At 68.5% G+C, this 18,450-nt stretch carries 7 protein-coding genes; all 7 read right to left on the minus strand.

Features of this window, described 5'->3' with window-relative positions:
• Positions 1-168 precede the first annotated feature (168 nt).
• Complete coding sequence (locus DU478_RS03995) at positions 169-858, minus strand: 4'-phosphopantetheinyl transferase family protein (protein ID WP_114509641.1); 690 nt, start codon at positions 856-858, stop codon at positions 169-171.
• Complete coding sequence (locus tag DU478_RS04000; protein ID WP_114509642.1) at positions 839-5,434, minus strand: MupA/Atu3671 family FMN-dependent luciferase-like monooxygenase; 4,596 nt, start codon at positions 5,432-5,434, stop codon at positions 839-841. The genes DU478_RS03995 and DU478_RS04000 overlap by 20 nt, the downstream gene beginning before the upstream one ends.
• A gap of 5 nt (positions 5,435-5,439) precedes the next feature.
• A complete protein-coding gene (locus tag DU478_RS04005; protein WP_114509643.1) occupies positions 5,440-6,453 on the minus strand; it encodes a glycosyltransferase family 2 protein in 1,014 nt (337 codons plus the stop codon).
• Positions 6,454-6,457: 4 nt separating this feature from the next.
• Positions 6,458-12,931, minus strand: coding sequence for a type I polyketide synthase (locus DU478_RS04010; protein ID WP_114509644.1), 6,474 nt, complete (start codon positions 12,929-12,931; stop codon positions 6,458-6,460).
• Positions 12,932-13,115: 184 nt separating this feature from the next.
• Positions 13,116-14,480: an oligosaccharide flippase family protein gene (locus DU478_RS04015; RefSeq protein WP_114509645.1), complete on the minus strand. Its 1,365-nt coding sequence runs from the start codon at positions 14,478-14,480 to the stop codon at positions 13,116-13,118.
• On the minus strand, positions 14,477-15,316 hold the full coding sequence (locus DU478_RS04020) for a glycosyltransferase (protein ID WP_407703147.1): 840 nt from the start codon (positions 15,314-15,316) through the stop codon (positions 14,477-14,479). The genes DU478_RS04015 and DU478_RS04020 overlap by 4 nt, the downstream gene beginning before the upstream one ends.
• A 128-nt stretch (positions 15,317-15,444) precedes the next feature.
• Positions 15,445-18,387, minus strand: coding sequence for a calcium-binding protein (locus DU478_RS23540; RefSeq protein ID WP_158545735.1), 2,943 nt, complete (start codon positions 18,385-18,387; stop codon positions 15,445-15,447).
• Between the last annotated feature and the right edge of the window lie 63 nt (positions 18,388-18,450).

Genomic DNA, 18,450 nt, shown 5'->3' on the forward strand with positions numbered 1-18,450 from the left:
GAAGAAAGCGCCCGGGCAGGTCCTGGGGTCTGGTCCCATTCCACCCGGCACACGCCTTCTTCACGCCCCAATCTAGGCAATTCGCCCTAATTTTGCCACGTATTTCCTAGGGGCCGAGGGAAACAGATCATTTCCAAATGCGTGTTTCTGAACACATTTTCGCCATATTCAGCGACGCAGCACGCTGAGGGACAGGCAAAGCCCCGCGGTCTCCCATTGCCGCACCACGATCCGCGACCCCGCGACGAAGGGGGGAACCTCCTCCGAAAAGCGGAACGTCAGGGTATCGGCTTGTCGTTCAGCCAATCCGAGGGTGTGAAAGCCGAACACCCGGCGGCTGAGCGGATACTGCGCCTTGTAGGCGGCTTCCTTCGCGGAAAAGAGGCGCTTGGCGGCCAAGGAGGGCGCGCCGCCCATCCTCCGCAACTCCAGCGACGTGGCGATCGACGGCATCAGGTCGGCATCCAGAGCGCCCGCCGATTCCACATCGATGCCCAACGCCGCGATGTTGCCTTCGCGTGCCGCGACCGCGATGCACAGGTCGTCCATGTGGCTGATGCTGCCGCAGAGGCCCGAGGGCCAGACCGGCGCGCGGTCGCTGCCCATGGGGATCGCCACCGGCGCCACGCCAAGCTGCGACAGCGCCATGCGGGCCGCGGCGCGGCCGGCGGTGAACTCTGCGACCCGGCGCGGCACGGCACGGGTCATCGCCGCGGACTCTGCGGGGTAAATCGCAGGCAAATCGCCGCCCGCGCGGGTCATCGCAAGCGCGACTCCTGTGGGCATCTGCGCCTGCAGCTTCCTGCACAGCGCCTCGAGTTCCTGGGGTGCCACGACCTCAGGCGCTGCGGCGCGCACGCATCGCCCTCCGGCGCGCCATCGCTTCACTACGCATCCGGGCGCGGTCGGTGTTGGCGGGCTGCGGGTGCAATTGCGGCGCCGGTGCGGTGACGACCGGAGCGGCACGGGTCGGCAGTACGGGCGCGGGTTGCGGCGCGGGCGCCTGCGCCGGGTCGATCAGCTCTGCGACCCGTCCCGCCAGCGCCGACAGCACCGGGAAGCGGAAGATGTCGGTGATCGACAGCTTCGCCGCGCCCATCTCTTCGCGCAGAAGGCGGTGGGTCTGCACGGCAAGCAGCGAATGACCGCCGAGGTCGAAGAAATTGTCGCGGCCCGACACGGACTCGATGCCCAGCACTCGGCACCAGACGGCGCCGACGCGCGCCTCCACGTCACTGCTCGCCTGCCGCGTTCGGGCCGCCGCGGGTCGCGGCGCCGGGGCCTTGGCCTGCGGCGACTTCGGCGCCGGCAAGGCATTACGGTCGACCTTCTTGTTCGGCGTCAGCGGAAAGCTTTCCAGCCGGACGAATCGCGACGGCACCATCACCTCGGGCAGCACCTCGGCCAGCGCCGCTTTCAGCGCAGCTTCGCCCAGGTCCGCGCCGGCGGTGTAATACCCGACCAACCGGACGTCACCCGGCTGATCCTCGCGCGCGGCCACGACTGCCTGCTGCACGCCCGCCTGCGCCTCGAGAGCGGCCTCGATCTCGCCGAGCTCGATCCGGTGACCGCGCAGCTTGATCTGGTGGTCGACCCGCCCGACGAAATCGATGCGGCCATCGGCGCGGCGCTGCACGAGGTCGCCGGTGCGATACATCCGGCCCGGGTGGAACGGGTTGTCGCGGAACCGATCGGCCGTCAGCTCCGCCCGGTTCCAGTAGCCGCGCGTCACGCCATCGCCGCCGATCCAGAGTTCCCCGGGCACGCCAATGGACGACGGCTCCTGCGCGTCATCCAGCACATAAAGCTGGGTGTTGGCGATGGGCAGACCGATGTTGACCACCCCGTCGCCCGCGACGGCCGGTTCGGTCGAGGACCAGATCGTCGTTTCCGTCGGGCCGTACATGTTGGTGATGCGCGCCTTGGTAATCTTGCCGAATTCCGCCACCAGCGCGCCGGGCAACGGCTCTCCGCCCAGCATCAGGTGCTGCACGCCGCGCAGCGCAAACCGCGCCTCGTCGTTCATCGCGATCATCCGCGCCATCGACGGGGTGCATTGCAGGTGCGTGACGTCATGGCGCAGGATCTGCGCCGCGATGGAGAAATCGTCCGTCGCCAGTTCCGTATGCTGATTGGCCAGCCGGTTGACCTCTGCCAGCGGGCGCAACCCTTCGAGAACCGCGTCCGGCGCCATGCCATAGTCGATGAGGCAGGCAATCTCGCCCACGCCGATCTGCTTGAGCTGTTCGGTCCGCGCCAGCGCATCCTCGACGGTGCCGAACAGGCCGCTGTCGTTGAAATAGCGCTCGAAGGCGAAATCGAGGATGCCCTCGAGTTCCTCTTCGCTCAGCGACCCGAGGTCCAGTTCGAAGGGATTTTTCACCCCCTCGGGTTTCTTGAAGGCCGGAAAGGCCCAGGCGTATTGCTTGATGAGGCCCGCCGCCGAACGCAGGTAGTCCTTCATCGGCTCGCGCGCGATCTCGCGCGCCGCGTCGCGGGTGTCGGCCAGGCAGGTGTGCAGCATCAGCGTGACGGTGAAATCGTCCGGGTCATGCCCCGCCTCGCGCAGCGCGCCGTGATAGAGCGTGATCTTGCCCGCAACCTCGTCGATGGACTGGCCCAGCAGGTGCGTCAGCACGTTGGCGCCGAGCCGTCCGGCCTCTTTCCAGGTCTCGGGATTGCCGGCGGTGGTGACCCAGACCGGCAGCTCTTTCGACACCGGGCGCGGCTGCGTCACCACCTCGTGCAGCGTGCCGTCCTTGCGCGGAAAGGCGACCGGCTCCCCGGCCCAGAGCCTGCGCAGGGTGCCGATGGTCTCGATCATCGCGGGCTTGTTGTCGGGTGGTGTGTTCTCGGGCCGCAGCACGAAATCGTCGGGCTGCCAGCCGCTGGCGATGGCCATGCCCGCGCGGCCGTTGGTCAGGTTGTCGATCACCGCCCATTCCTCGGCGATCCGCGCGGGATGGTGCAGGGGTGCGACACAGGACCCGGCGCGCACGCCGATGTTTTTCGTAAACCCGGCAACGGCGGCACCGGTCACGGAGGGGTTCGGATAGGGGCCGCCGAAGGCGTGGAAATGCCGCTCGGGCGTCCAGACCGCGACAAAGCCGTTGTCGTCGGCGAATTTCGCGCCTTCGATCAGGGTCTTGTACTTCTCGGGACCGACGCCGTCGTCATTGCCCCAGTAGTAGAGCGAGAACTCCATGCCGCCGACCGACGGCAGCGGGCCGTTCGAGATGAGGCCGCGGTCGGCATCCGAGGTCAGCACCACCTTGAAGCCGCGGGCGGTGGCATAGAACAGTTCCAGCACCGAGATGTCGAAGGACAGCGACGTGACCGCCAGCCAGGTGCCCGCCGGATCATGCGCGATGCGCTGGTCCATCCCGGCGTAAAAGTTGATGACGTTGCGGTGTTCGATCATCACGCCCTTGGGCAGACCGGTGCTGCCCGAGGTGTAGATGAGATAGGCGAGGTTCTCGGCCCCCGAGGTGTCGGGCAGATTGTCCGCCGCTGCCGCGTCGATCCGCGGATCGGCATCCAGCACCAGAACCTGCGCGCCGTGCGATGGCAGCGTCGGCCGAAGATCGCCTTGCGTGACGATGACCGGCGCGCCGCTGTCGGTCGCGAAATGCGCCAGCCGGTCGGCGGGATAGGCCGGGTCCATCGGCAGGTAGGCGCCGCCCGCCTTGAGGATCGCCAGCGCGCCGACCATCAGGTCCACAGACCGGGGGGTGCACAATCCGACGACCGTGTCCGGCCCGACGCCCATATCACGCAGAACATGCGCGACGCGGTTGGCGCGGGCGTTGAGTTCGGCGTAGGTGAGGCTTTCGGTCTCGAAGACCAGCGCGGTGGCATCGGGCGTCCGCGCCACCTGCGCCTCGAAGGCGCGGTGCATGGTCAGGTGGCGGTCGAAATCCGTGCCGGTGTCGTTCCAGCGGTTGAGCACGAGGTCGCGTTCCGCGGCGGGCAGAACGGGCAAGGGCGCGTCGCCATCAAGCGCCCCGTGACTCGCGACATGATCCAGACGCGCTGCCAACAGGGCCGCGTGTTCCGCCGAGAACGCGCCGGTGTCGGCATGCAGCAGGCAGCCGTCGTCGCCGATCTCGACCGTCAGGGCGGCGCCCGGCACCGGGCCGCCGTCCAGCGACAGGGCGATCTGCGGCGTGTCCAGCGCGCCGATGGCCGGGTCGCGCAGGGGTAGGTCGGCGGCAAAGCCAACGTGTTGCCAGTTGCGCTCGATCGCATCGTGGATCGCGTCGGCCTCTGCCTCCGGCAGGCGGAGCGGCACCCACGGGGACACCAGCGGGCTGCCCGACAGCCTGCCATGGCGCAGGGCCAGATCGTTGCCCGCCTCGACCAGGTGCCGCGCCCAGAGCGCGACATGCGCGGGCGTCACCGCGGACGAGAGGGTCAGATACGTCGTCTCGCCGCTCTGCACCCCCATCCGCGCCAGCCGTACCGGCGCCGTATCGCGCAGGACATCCCGCCAATAGCCGTCATGCCGGGCGAGGTCCCGCAGCGCATCGTCGGCCAGCGGCGCATCCAGCACATCGCCCGCGGCGAGCCTGTCCGAGGGCGCGATCGCCACGCCATCGCTTGTGCGCAGACCGGACAGGATCAGCGCCCCCGTCCCGCAGGCCACCGTGAGGCGCGTGTCATCCGCCGCCAGAACCGTGCCCGGCGCGCCGCTGCCATCGGTCAGCCGCGCCGCGCCGATGTGCCAGAGCCTACCGGCGACGTGCATCTTCGCGGTGCAAAGCGGGTTCCAGTAGCCGCCGTGATCCAGTGCGCGCACCAGCCGCTCCAGGTCTTCGGCGGGTCGGGCAAACTCCAGCTGGCCGCCGTGCTCGGGCCGGTCGGCCAGCGCGTGGTAGCTGCGTTGCGACAGGTCCTGGGGCTGCGCCTCGGGCGTGCCGGACTCCAGCGCCACGCACAACGCGTCGAAACTGTCGAGACCTTCGGCGAAACACTTGGTGTTGAGCGTCAGCGCCGTGTCCTCGGCGCCGATGTCGAACCGCCGCTGCACGAGGATGTCGCCGGTGTCGGCATCGCCCGTCATCCGGTGCCAGGTGATGCCGTGCCGGGTTTCTCCCTCGATCAGCGCCCAGACCGGGGCGTTGAGACCTGCGTGCCGCGGCAGCGGTCCGTCGTGGAAATTCACCGCACCTTTTGCGGCGATATCCAAAACCGGTTGCGGCAGCATGTCGAGATTGGCGATGCTCAGCAGCCAGTCGCAGCTCAGCCCGGCGAGCCGGTCCGCCAACCTCTTGCCCGGCGCAATCACCCGGATCCCCTGCCCCGCGGCCCAGTCCGCAAGGTCGGTGTTGCGTGTCACCAGCGCCGCAATCCGGTGCCCGCGCGCCAGCAGCTTTTCGCTGCACTGAAGGGTCAGGGACTGGTTGCCGATCACGAGGGCGGTAAAGCTGGACATGTCAGTTACTCCGGGGTTGCCTTGAGCCGCAGCGTCGGCGCAAGCGGGGCCGCGAGGGCCGGGCGGCGCCGGAACAGAGCCCGCAGGTCATGCAGGATCAGACCGCGCAGAAAGCCGGGCGGATCAGCGGGCGGCTTGCGCTGGATCACCCGGCGCAAACGCCACAGCAGCCCGCCCGCGAGATGCGCCAGCGTCGCGGCGACGGCATAACCGCGGCCATGGTTCTTGACGAAGTAATGCCAGCGGCTGTCGTACCAGTAGCCGGGCATCTTCTTCCAGGTCTTCATCCCGGTCGAGACCGACCCGATATGCGCAACGCGGCTGGCAGGCACGTAATGCGTCTCGAACCCGGCGCGGGCGGCGCGCAGGCAGAGGTCGGTTTCCTCGAAATAGAGAAAGAAGGTCTCGTCGAAGAGGCCGATCCGTTCCAGCACGTCGCGCCGCATCAGCATCGACGCCCCGGCCAGCCAGTCGACCCGTTGCGCCTGTTCGGGCAGGTCCAGCGGCACCCGGTGGCGCGCCAGAAGACGCGAGATCGGGCCGAACCGGGCCGCCCCTTCCAGTTCCGACAGGATCGACGGGAAGCGGAAGGCGGTCACGTGCGGATCGCCTTCGGGTCCGTGGATGTGGCTGCCGGCAAAGCCCGCCTGCGGATTGGTGCGCAGATGCGCCAGAAGCCTGGAAATGGCATCGGGGGCGGGAAAGGCGTCGGAGTTGAGGATATAGACGAACTCCGGCGCGTCGCCGTTGGCAAGCTCCGCGCGAATGCCAATGTTGTTGCCCGCGCCGAACCCGCCGTTATGCCCCGACCGCAGCAGCCGCACCGGTTTCCCGCGCGCCCAGTCGGCGGTCGCGAGCCCCGCGGCGATCTCTTCGAAAGACCCGTCGCGGCTGTCGTTGTCCACAATGACCAGTTCGCCACCGGTCGAGGCCATTGCCGCCAGCGCCGCCTCGGCCGATTGCAGGGTCATCGCCGGGGTCCGGTAGTTCAGGATGACCGTCAGGAGGGTGGGTGTCATCGGCTCACTCCGCCGCCCGTGCGGCATCGAAGGACACCACCGTGCCCCGGTGGGTCGCCTCGGCCTCGGCGCTCGCGATCTCGTCGCGCAGGATGGCGGCGAGAACGCGCACATTGGGCTCCAGCACCATGCTGTCGTGGTCGCCCGGCACCTCGTGCACCGTGATGCGCGGCGCGTGCTGGGTCCAGTCGTTGTCGGGCAGCACGTAGGCGCGGTCGGCATCGACCAGACGACCCTCGCTCACCGTCCAGTGGCCATGTTGCGGCGGCCGGAACAGCGCCAGCCGCCCGTCCCAGGGCGCGACCTCGTACTGCGCCACGGCACCGAGGAAGGCCGCCTCGATCTCGGCATTGTGGAAGGCGTGTTCGGTGGCGGTCTGCTGGTAGCCCTTCTGGCGCTTGCGCATCTCCCACGCCAGCCGGTTGCGCGCCCAGGTCAGCGGATAGAGCGGCCCCTTGCGGCGCAGCTCCTGAAGCTGGATCAACATCCGGTCGCGGCCCGTCAGCGGCCGGCGCTGCGGCAGCGGCGTGTCGAGCATGACCACCAGCGCCACCTCGTCGCCCATGGCGCGCAGTTGCTGGGCGATCTCGTAGGCGGTGATGCCGCCGCCGGAAAAGCCGCCGACCATGTAGGGGCCATCGGGCTGCACCTGCTTCATCTCGGCAATGTAGTCGCGGGCCGCTTCGGCGATGGTGCGATGCGGCGCCTCGTCGCCGTAAAGCCCGCGCGCCTGCACCCCGTAGAACGGGCGGTCCGCGCCCAGCAGATGCGCAAGGTGCCGCAGGTTCAGCACGTTGCCGAACATGCCCGCGACGAGGAAAAACGGCGTCCGCGACCCGCCTTCGCCGTCGTGCATGGCGACCAGGTGCTTGAACCGGCGTTCCGGTTTCTGGACCACGGGTGCTGCGCCATCCTCGCTGCGCGCACCTGTGCGTTCCGCGATGAGGGCCGCGCATGTGCGGATCGTCGGCGCCTCGAACAGGATCGAGATCGGGAAATCGACGCGATATGCCTTGCGCACCATGGAGAACAGCCGCACCGCGATCAGGGAATGCCCGCCAAGGTCGAAGAAACTGTCCTCGACCCCCGGATCGGATACGCCCAGCAGCTCCTGCCAGAACCCGGCCAGCGTGCGTTCGATGTCGTTGGCCGGAGCGACGTAGTCGCCGTCCAGTTGCGGGCGGTCGAACTTCTGCGCCTCACCCGCCTCTGCGGTACTGGCGGCGGTCTGCCGCGTCAGCGCATCGAGGTCCATGGAACTGACGACGACCTGGGTTGCGCCTAAGGCCAGCGCGCGGGCAAAGGCCTCGGCCCCCTCGGCAGGCAGGATGCCTTGCGTGAGGTTGTGATGCAGACGTTCCTCGGCCGCCGACAACGGCTGCGCAGTCCCGTCTGCGGCATCGTCGAACTCCACCTCGGCAGGCGTCAGGCGCGGTGCGGCGCTGAGCACGGCGATATCCTCGAGCCGGCGGATGGTGAAGCCGGTGATGTCCACGCAGACGGTGCCATCGGGGGCGGCCAGGGTGATGTCGAAACTCGCGGTCTCATCAGTGGCGGTATTGCCGCCCGCGTTGCGCACCCAGGACACGATCCGATCGGGCAGCGGATGAAACACCCGCACCCGCGCATAGGACACCGGCACCCAGAGATGCGTCGGACGGTAGCCGTCGATCAACTCCATCGCCCAGCCGGTGGCGATGTCCAGCAGCGCCGGATGCAGGACGAAGCCTGCGTCGTCGCGCGCCTCTGCGGGCAGCGACAGTTCGGCGATGCCTTCGCCCTCGCCCAGAGCTCGCGTGTCGAGCACTCGCCAGCGCGGACCGAAATTCAGATGTACCTCTTGGCCGGTGCGCAGCTTGGTGCCGCCCGCATGGGCCTGTTCCGCCCCGCAGCGGGCACGGATCCCGGCCACATCGAGTACCCGCGGCTGCGCCAGCGGCACCAGCGCCAGGCTGCCCTGCGCGGTCAGACATCGGCCCTTGCGCCCCTTGAGCATGCAATCGGCCTGCACCTCGAAACCGTAGCCCGCATCGTCGCGCGTCAGCCGCACCTGCACGTCGCGCGCACCACCGTCGGGCACATGCAGCGGACGCAGGAAGGTGAGGTCGCGGATCTCGAAGGCGCCGGTTTCACGCTGCGCCTTCAGCGCATGGGCGGCGAGCGTGAGGTATCCGGTGCCGGGCAACAGCGCGTCGCCCTGCGCGGTCCGGTGTTCGTCGATCACCCAGTCCTCGGACGTCAGGCGAGTGCGGAAGATGCGGTTGCCCTTGGCGTCGAAACTCGCCTCGTCCAGCAAAGGTACGCCGGGATCGGTGACCGGCGCCGCCGGGGTGTCGCCGCTGCGCGCGGCAACCGCTTCGGCGGCCATGCCGACCTCGTTCCAGATGCCCCAGTTGATCGCAACCACCCGGGTCCTGCCGCCTGCGCGCGATGCGGCAAAGGCGTTGAGGTACTCGTTGGCGGCGACGTAATCCACCTGCCCCGCCGGAGCCGTGACCGTGGAGGACGAGGAAAAGAGCGCGATCCACGCGACCGATCCGTCCGGGAACACCCGGTCGAGCACCTGCGTGCCGTGGATCTTGGGCGTGAAGACGTCCTCGATCGACGCCGGCGACTTGGCCAGCAGCGGCGCGTCGGCGATGACGCCCGCGCCGTGGATGACGCCGGTGATCGGGCCGAATTGGGCCACCGTCTCTTCGGCGATCCGGCGCATCTGGCTTTCGTTGCAGACGTCGGCGGCGGCGATCCGCACCTGCGCCCCCATGGCTTCGAGCATCTGCACGGCGCGGATACGGCGGGCCGTGGCGTCCTGCGGCGCGTGCCGCGCCAGGTAGTCGGGCCAATCCTTGCGCGGCGGCAGGTCTCCGCGCGTCACCAGCACTAGGTTGGCCCCCGTTCGGGCGAACTCCTGCGCCAGCGTCAGGCCGATACCGCCGAACCCGCCGGTGATGAGGTAGGTGCCGGGAGCGTAGACGGGTGCCTCGGCCGTAGCCAGCCGCACCGGCTTCATCGCGCATTCGAACCGGCGCGCACCGCGCAGGGCGGCGATGCTGTCCGCGGGCTCCGCCATCAGGTCTTCGAGGACGCGCAGGGCAAGCGCGTCCATCGCGGCCTCCTGCGCGGCGCGGGCCTTTGCACCGCCGAAGAGTCCGGCATCGTCCGCCGTGGGCAAGAACACGTCCAGCGTCGCCACCGACACGCCGGGCAGTTCGCGCGGGATCACCCGAGCCGGCCCCGCGATCGTGGCCTTGGCGGGATCGGTCAGCGCTTCGTCCCGCACCTGCGCGGCGCCGTTGGTCACCACCGTCATGTGCAGCGGACGCGGCAGGTTTTCGTCCGCCATGGCCTGCGCCAGGAACAGCAGCGCGTAGAAGCCCTGCTCCTGCATCCGGTGAAAGAAGCTCGATCCGGGGCGGTGACCGCGATCCGCCGTCAGCAACCAGAAATGCGACACGCGGTTGGGCACATGGCCATGCTGCATCAGGTCCTGGATCAGCAGGTCATAGCCTTCGCGCCCGCGCTCGGGCGCGATGACGTACGACGTCTCGGACAGGCGGGCAAAGCTGTCGCCGGCGCGCAGCTCGATCACCGTGTGGCCAGCAGCGGTCAGGCGCGCGGCGCATCGCGCCGCGATGCCCGCGTCGTCCATGAACATCAGCCAGGTCTGCGGATCGGATTCGTGCAGCCCCTCGGCCACGTCGACCTCGGCCAGAGCGGCGCGCGGGCGCCAGACCGGTTTCCAGCCCCAGCCGGCGATGTCGTCGCTGCGCATCAGGTATTGCGGCGCGGTGTCCGCCTGCGCCTTGCCCGGCGCGATGAAATAAGGCGCGCGCTGGAAGGCGTAAGTCGGCAGCGGCACGCGGTTGCGGCGCGCCTCGCCCCAGACCTGGCCCCAGTCGAAATCGGCGCCCAGCGCCCAGAGCCGCCCCAGAACCTCGAACATGTGCATGTCGTCGGGGATCGCGTCGTCGGGATGGCGCAGTGACGACAGCACCTGCTGGCCCGGCACGGACCCGTGTTGGCGGGTCAGCGCCGAGAGCGCCTTGCCCGGCCCGACCTCGAGGAAGATGCGGTTGTCGGCGGCCAGCGTGCCGATGCAGTCGGCGAAATGCACGGTGTGGCGCAGATGCTCGACCCAGTAATCGGGATCTGTGGCCTGCGCATCGGTCATCATCTGCCCGGTGCGGTTCGACGTCAGCGGAATCTGCGGCGGCATCAGGTCGATGCTGCGCAGGTAGGCGCGGAAATCCGCCAGGATCGGGTCGAGCATCCGGCCATGGGCGGCAATGTCGATGGGGATGCGCTGGCAGTCGATATCCGCGGTGCGCAGCCGCGCCTCGAGCGCGTCGAGCGCCGCCTGCGGGCCTGACGCCACGGACAGCTCGGGTGCATTGACCGCACCGAGGTCGAGGTCGTCGCCCAGCATCGGGCGCAGCTTGTCGGCCGGCAGGCCCACCGAGAGCAACCCGCCTGCGGGCACGGAATCGAACAGACGCCCGCGCAGGTGCACGAGGCCGATGCAATCCTCGAAGCTCATCACGCCGGCGACGCAGGCGGCGGTATTCTCGCCCATGCTGTGCCCGGCAAGGACGGCGGGCTGCACCCCCCAGCTCATCCAGAGCTGGGCCAGCGCGTATTCTACGATCATGATCAGCGGAAGTTGCAGCGACGGGCGGGTGAGCACCTCATCGGCCCGTTTCCGGTCCTCTTCGGCAGGAAGCCACAGCGCCTTGATGTCGGTGTCGTCGATCTCGGACAGAACGGACAGGCCGCGGTCCATCCAGTCTGCAAAGACCGGTTCGGTCTCGTAAAGGTCGCGCGCCATGCCTGCATATTGCGCGCCGCCGCCGGGGAAGAGAAAGGCGACATCCGGCGCGTTCAGAGCGGTGTGGCTGTGCACACGGCGCGGTGTGTCGTCTTCGAGCAGGCGGGCGGCGTCGGCATGGCTCTGCGCCACGACGATGCGGCGCTTTTCAAAGGCGCGGCGGCCTTCCTTCAGCGTATAGGCCACATCCGCCAGCGCCTGATCGGGATGCGCGCGCAGATGCGCCGCCAACCGCTTTGCGTTCGCATCGAGCGCCGCCTTGCTGCGGCCCGACACGGTGAGGATCTGGAAGGGCCAGTCGCTGGCCTGCGACGGCGCGCGGTCGGGCGCCTCCTCGATCACCGCATGGGCGTTGGTGCCGCCGACGCCCAGCGAATTGACTCCGGCCCGGCGCGGCTGCGCGCCGCGCGGCCAGTCGGTCAGCCGGTCGTTCACGCGAAAGGGCGAGCCTGCGAAGTCGATGGCGGGGTTCGGCGCCTCAAAGCCGAGGCTGGGCGGCATCTGCCGGTTGTAGAGCGCCAGCGAAGTCTTGATCAGCGACGCGACGCCGGCGGCGGTATCCAGATGGCCGATGTTGGTCTTGACCGATCCGATGCGGCAAAAGCCGGTCTTGTCGGTGGTCTGCGAAAACGCCTGGCTCAGGGCGGCGACCTCGATGGGATCGCCAAGGTATGTGCCGGTTCCGTGGCATTCGACGTAGTCGACGGTGTCGGCGCTGACGCCCGCCACCGCCTGCGCCTCTGCCACCGCCTTGGCCTGGCCGTCGACCGACGGGGCGAGGTAGCCGGCCTTGGCGGCACCGTCGTTGTTGACCGCCGTGCCCTTGATGACCGACCAGATATGGTCTCCATCGGCGATCGCATCCGCCAGCCGCCGCAGCACCACGACACCGGCACCCGAGCCAAAGACAGTGCCCTGCGCGCGATGGTCGAAGGCGTGGCATTCCCCGTCCGGCGACAGGATCTCGTTTTCCTTGTAGAGATAGCCGCGGTTCTGCGGCAGCTCGACCGTGACACCGCCCGCGATGGCAAGGTCGCATTCGCCGTTGAGCAGCGCCTGCACCGCGTAATGGCTGGCCACCAGCGATGTCGAACACGCGGTCTGCAGGTTCACCGACGGGCCGGTCAGGTCGAACACGTGACTCGCGCGGGTGGTCATGAAATCCTTGTCGTTGCCGGTATGGCGCAACAGGAACATGCCGGTGCCGTCCACAAGATCCGGGTTCGAACACAGATTGAAATAGAAGTAGCTGCCCATGCCGCAGCCCGCGAAGACACCGACCTGACCGGGGAAGTTCTCGGGGACGTGCCCGGCGTTCTCCAGCGCCTCCCACGTCACTTCAAGGAATTGCCGGTGCTGCGGGTCCATGATCGCGGCCTCTTTCGGCGAGAAGCCGAAGAACTCCGCATCGAACATCTCGAACCCGTCGAGCGGCGCGGCGAAGGGCACGTAGTTCTTGTGCCGCATCAGGCCCGGATCTTCGCCCGCCTCGCGCAGCTCGTCTTCGGTCAGGCGGCGGATCGACGAAACGCCGTCGCGCAGGTTGCGCCAGTAGGCGGCAATGTTCGCGGCACCGGGCAGATGCGCGGCCATGCCGACGATGGCGATATCGGTCTCGCCGACGCCCGTCTGATGCCTCTCTTCCGCCGTCATCCACTGATCCCCACGAACACTCTCATCCGCCTTCGGGCTAGCGGGAAACTATGGAAAAATTGCGGCAATTTTGGGGTTTCCATCTCGCAATCGCCTTATTTCCCGGAGTTTTCGCCCGCAGTGTATATGGGTGCGACACGGTTCTTTCGCTACGGGGAATTATGCCGCATCCGGAAACACCGGCCTACCCCGATTGCGCCGCCAAGGTGGCGATGGCGCCCCAATTCAGCCACAGCGCAACGGCGCCGAGGGCGACGCCAAGCACCGACATCGCAAGGTCATGCGCCGGGTCCCAGGCGCCCAGACGCCGTGCCAGCCAGACCACCACCGGATAGACCGCCAGAACAGCGACGCCCTGCCCCGCCAGTGCCCCGATCAGGCCGCCGGTTTCGAACCCGATCAGCAGCCCGGCGATCATCAGCGCCGCACGCGCCGCCGACAGCACGAAGAACCGTCGCGAATCCCCCGCAGCCAAGGCCGCCTGATCATAGGTCAGAACGATGATCTGCGGGATCTGGATGCAGCCGATCAGCACCACGATGGCCCCGGCCATGGCATACCGCGGGTCGTACATGATGGCGACCAACCAGTCGCCCAGCGCCGCAAATCCCCCCACCAGCGCCAGCAGCGCCATGCTGAGGGCAAAGCGCATCTTGCGCAGTTTCAGGAAATTGGCGCGGCTCTCGCCCGGCGGGCGTTCGCGGTAGATCGGGATCAGCACTTTGCGCGTCACCATGCCGCCCAGAAGCAGCGGGAAGGACGCGAGGAAGAAGCCGATGTTGTAGACCCCGAACATGTCGAGCGTCAGGTACTTGCCGATGATGAGCTTGTCGCTTTGCAGGAACAGAAAGCCGCAGACCGTCGAGAGGAAGATCCACTTGCCGAAATGCACCAGCTCCTGCACCGCCGCGCGTTCCCAGCGGAAGCGGTTCGCCTCTCCGGGCAGGTAGAGATTGTAAAGCACCAGGACCGTCACCGCGCTCACCAGCCCGCTGATGACCAGCGACCAGACCGACCCGGTGAGCCACGAGAGCACCACCGCCACGACGATCCCCAGGACCTGCGCACCGAGGTCGAGCGCGGTCAGGCGCCCCAGCACCAGGTGCCGGTTCGCCGTATCCATCCGCGTCGGGTTGAAGCCCTGGATCACCAGCGTCAGGCTCGCCACCGGCAAGAGCTGCATGAGCTGCGGTTCGCCGTAGAAACTGGCCACCGGCCAGGCCAGCGCGCAGGCCGCGAGCCAGAGGCAGACACCGCGAATCGCCTGGATCGTCCAGGCGGTGTTGAGGAAATCCCGATCGTCGCCGCGCTTGCTTTGCAGGATCGCGGGCGTCACGCCGACGTCCGAGAACATCGCGAGCCCCTGCATGAAGACCGCGATCAGCGCCATCATCCCGAAGGCTTCGGGGAACAGCAGCCGCGTCAGGATCAGGTTCGACGCCAGCCGGATCACCTGGCTACCGCCGAATCCGCCCACCGTCACCAGCGATCCGCGCAGGGCGCGCGCGCTCAGGCTGCCGCCGCGCATCCGGGTCAGCACGCCGATCATCGGCCCCGGCTCCAGCCGCTTGCGCGGTGGCGGGTCAGGCGGCTGGCCAGCGCCACGCCGGAATAGACCGCGAACCCCAGCGGCGCGCGCAACGCGAGCGCCAGCTTGTCGCCCGCCGGAAAGGCCGGCTTGTCGTCGTTGCGCATCAGCTCCGGGAACCGCGCCGCGATTTCGGCCACTCCGGCATCCTGCCGCCGCCGCACCCTGGCCAGCGCGGGCAGCCCTTCGACCAGCGGCCAGTCGTAGGAGGCGGGCACGGCGATCCGTTCCGAGGGGGCGAATTGCAACCGGACAAAGGTGTCGTCCGAGATGATCTGCGGAAACGCGCCCCAGTGCGCACGACCCGCCGCGTTGACGGCAAAGACCCCGCAACCCGGCACGCCCTGCGCCATGAACGGCACCTGACGGTAGATCCGCGCATAGGCTCGCGCGGCCCAGCCCTGCGCGGTGATCCGCAGCGTACCGCTGGCATAGCGCGGCCCATCGGTGTCCAATGCATCGTGCAATTGCGCCACGAGATCGGGCGATATGGTGACGTCGGCATCGAGGTAGACGCGGATGCCCGCCCGCGCCTGCGCCTCTCCGGCGTCGAGCGCCGCGAGCTTGCCTCCCTCGGCACGCTCGATCACCGTCAGCGTCCAGCCCTTCGCGGCAAAGCTGTCGGCCTGCGCCCGCGCGGCATCCGCGGTGGCGTCCTGGCATCCGTTGGCGATGACGATGACCTCGGCCCACCCGTCCAATCCGCGCGACCGCGCCAGCGCGCCGAGGCAGGCACCGATCAGTGCCTCCTCGTTGCTGGCCGGGATCAGGACGCAAAGCGCCGGGTCAGAGTTCATCGCCATCCGTGTTTCCTGCCGCCGGTCTCTGGCGGTGTTCCATATGCCTGGCAGTGTCATGCGCAGCACAAAATGGCCAAAGCATGGAGCGACTCGGGTTTTCCCGTGCGCGCCGCCCCTGTCCGCGGTCAGAGCGTCTCTGCCGTCAGCACCGTTTCGGGCGCCGCGTCGAACCCCACCAGCTCCACCCCGGCCAGGGTCACCGTGCCGTCCGGCCCGCTGGCCAGCAGGCGCACACCGTCACGGCGCATCTCGTACTGGTCCGGAGTGCCGGGCAGAACCGCGCGGTCCCGGCCCGCACCGCCGTGCAGGTGATCCGCCCCGCCGCCCGCGACCAGCACATCGTCGCCGGCGCCGCCCAGCAGGATATCCGCACGCGTCGTACCGGTCAGCGTCTCGCCACCGCCGGCCGCCTGCCGCAGCACGCCTCCGGCAAAGGCATCGGCGGCGCGCGTCTCCCAATCGGCGGGTGCCGCAGAGTTGTAGGCCATCAGCACATCCCAGCGCGGATTGGCATCGTCGAGGTGCCGCAACGCGCCCCAGCTGCCCCATTTCGACGGCGGCGCCACGTCGACGAAGGCGTTGAAGAGATGCCCGCCCGCGTCGGTCCAGGCGGCCAGAAGCTCCTGATAAAGGCCCGCCATGTCGGGGCTGTAGCTGAAGGCTTCGAAAAAGGCGGTCAGGCGCGGGTCCTCAAGCAGCGGCCCTTCGCCCTTGGCATGGGTACCGCCCTCGTACATCACCATCCGCAGCCCCGCGTCGCGCGCGGCGCGGGCGTGATGCGGCCAGAGCTCGGTGATCAGCTCTTGCATGGACCCGCCGCGCAGGACTTCGGCCGCCGGTGCGAAGGCCGTGTCGAATCGGCGTTCGTCGACATATTCACGCAGGGCGACGCGGCGCAGGCCCTCGGCCTCGCCAGCCGTAACCGCATCGGCCTCTGCGGCATCGAGCCAGCCGTTGAGCTGGCTTGCGTTGTCAGGCCCACCGAAGCCGTGGCCGAAATAGCCCGACACCGCGTAGGCGTCGAAGCTTGCCGCCGGCGCGCGGCGGAGTTCAAGCCAGGCCAGCGGCGCGTTCAGAACCTGTTCCTCGAGCCCCGGCCAGCCGGTATGCACCGCCACGACGCGCACCAGCCGGTCGGACTGATCCCCGAAGACCTCGGAAAAGAGGTCCATCACCTGCGCCGCGCGCAGGCCGTAGAATTGCATCCACCCGCTCTCGCTCTGGCCCCAGCGCGCCTCGGCCTGCGCCTGCGCCCACTGGGCCTGCGGAAAGATGAAATTCCACACCTCGTTGGAATACTCGACATAGGCGTGCAGCTGCTGGTCGAGCCCGGTCTTCACCGTCTCGGCGAAGGCGCGGACATAGGCATCGTCGGCCCGGTGCGGCAGGGTGAACCAGGGATCGGCACCGATCTGGTTCGACAGCGCGATCATCGCCTCGACAGGCACGCCGCGCCAGGCATAGGTCATGTCGTCGGGGCGCGGGCGGTCGTCCCATGTGACCTGCGTCGACCCGTTGGTGGCCATCCAGTCCATGAACCGCAGGCTGCGCAGGTCCTCGACGCGGCGGGTCCAGTCGGGGTTGAAGATCACCCCGGCCTCGAGCAGCGGCAGCTGGTCTTCGCGCACCACGCGGATGTTGCGGATCGGGTCGTCGGCATCGGTGGCCTCCACCGCGATCCCCACCAGCCCCTCGCCCGGCGTGTAGCTGAAGGCGGCGCGGCCCGGCTCGAAGAACTGCTGCCGCGCGCGCCCGGTCAGCGCCAGCTCGCCCTGCCCGTCGTAAAGGACCACGTAGCGCCCCGCGAGATGCGCCGCCGCTTCCGGCTGGTCGGTGAGGATCAGCGCCTCGAGCCTCTCGATACCTTGCGGGATGCGCAGCGGCCAGCCCTGCGCATCGAGGTGGCCGCCATTGCGCAACTCGTCAAAGGTCATGCCGCCCCACTGGCCGGGCTTGTGGCCGATCCAGGGCCGGGCGGATTTCATCAGGTCGACGAAGGGATGCTGCGTCGACCAGTCGGAAATGCCGTTCAGTCCCATGGCCAGCGCCGGGGCACCGCTGGGCCGGGCGCCTCGCGGCGGCAGGTTCGCGGCGACGCGCATCGGTTCGAGTCGCGGCGCGACGGCGGGCGACGGCGCGATCTCTGGCGCGCCGGAGGGTGGCGGTGCGACCAGCGCCTCGTCGGACCCCGAGACGCTGCGCCAGATCACGTCGCGCAGCACCGGATAGCCGTCGCGGATCAGCGGATGCAACGCCTCGGATACGGTGTAGCCTTCGGGCGGCGGCGCCTCGTAGAGCGCGGCATAGCTGACCATCGCGGCGAGGAAATAAAGATTCGCGGTGCCGTGTGGCGCATCGTCCGAATAAAGCGTTTCCACGTCCATCTCGGCCAGCGGACTGTCGGTCAGAAGCTCCGACAGGATGCGCGCCACCGGGATCAGGGAGATATCGTCACCGGGCCGCGCCGCGCGCAGGTCGGCGACATAGGCATCGTACCAGTCGGCATTTTCTCCGAGGTTGTAGGCGTGGTAACGCCGCAGCTGCCGGGCACGGGGCGGGAAATTGCGCAGGAACCCCTGCATGTCCGCCCAGCCCTCGTAGACCATGTAGCGCCCGCCCGGCCCGAGGTTCGCGGCATCGAAGGCCTGTAATGTGGCGCCAAGCGGCGTGACATTGCCGGGATTGTCCCATTCATAGGCCGCATCCGGCGCCTGGTACTGGATGAAGTTCTCGGGGGTCAGCAGCACCGTGTCGACGCCGGCCTCGGCAAAGCCCTGCCCGCGGGCGATGGACAGACGCTCCACCCCGTCGATGCGCCATCCGGGAGTTGGCGGCAGTTCGTCGGGCAAGTTCTTGAGGAACATGAACTGCCCCTCGACTTCCAGCCCGCGATCATCGGCGGCAGCCATCTGCTGCAGCCAGTAGGGGACGTTGGTGGTGGGATCGTCGCTGACGTGGTTCACAAGCGAATTGGCGAACATGTAGACCCGCAGGTCGTCGCGCGGCGTGGCGAGCGACACGCTTGCCGTCAGACACCAGACAAAAACTCCGATCGCGATCCTGAACATGACGCCTCCCGATACCGATGCACGGTCAGGATATGGCGTCGGCGCCGCGGATCACAACGATTC

Source organism: Thalassococcus profundi, from assembly GCF_003344785.1.
Lineage (GTDB): Bacteria > Pseudomonadota > Alphaproteobacteria > Rhodobacterales > Rhodobacteraceae > Puniceibacterium > Puniceibacterium profundi.

Excerpts from the sequence above, each read along its gene's own strand:
- DU478_RS04000 (WP_114509642.1), bottom strand. The coding sequence starts at position 5,434 with ATGTCCAGCTTTACCGCCCTCGTGATCGGCAACCAGTCCCTGACCCTT.
- DU478_RS04005 (WP_114509643.1), bottom strand. The coding sequence starts at position 6,453 with ATGACACCCACCCTCCTGACGGTCATCCTGAACTACCGGACCCCGGCG.
- DU478_RS04010 (WP_114509644.1), bottom strand. The coding sequence starts at position 12,931 with ATGACGGCGGAAGAGAGGCATCAGACGGGCGTCGGCGAGACCGATATC.
- DU478_RS04015 (WP_114509645.1), bottom strand. The coding sequence starts at position 14,480 with ATGATCGGCGTGCTGACCCGGATGCGCGGCGGCAGCCTGAGCGCGCGC.
- DU478_RS04020 (WP_407703147.1), bottom strand. The coding sequence starts at position 15,316 with ATGAACTCTGACCCGGCGCTTTGCGTCCTGATCCCGGCCAGCAACGAG.
- DU478_RS23540 (WP_158545735.1), bottom strand. The coding sequence starts at position 18,387 with ATGTTCAGGATCGCGATCGGAGTTTTTGTCTGGTGTCTGACGGCAAGC.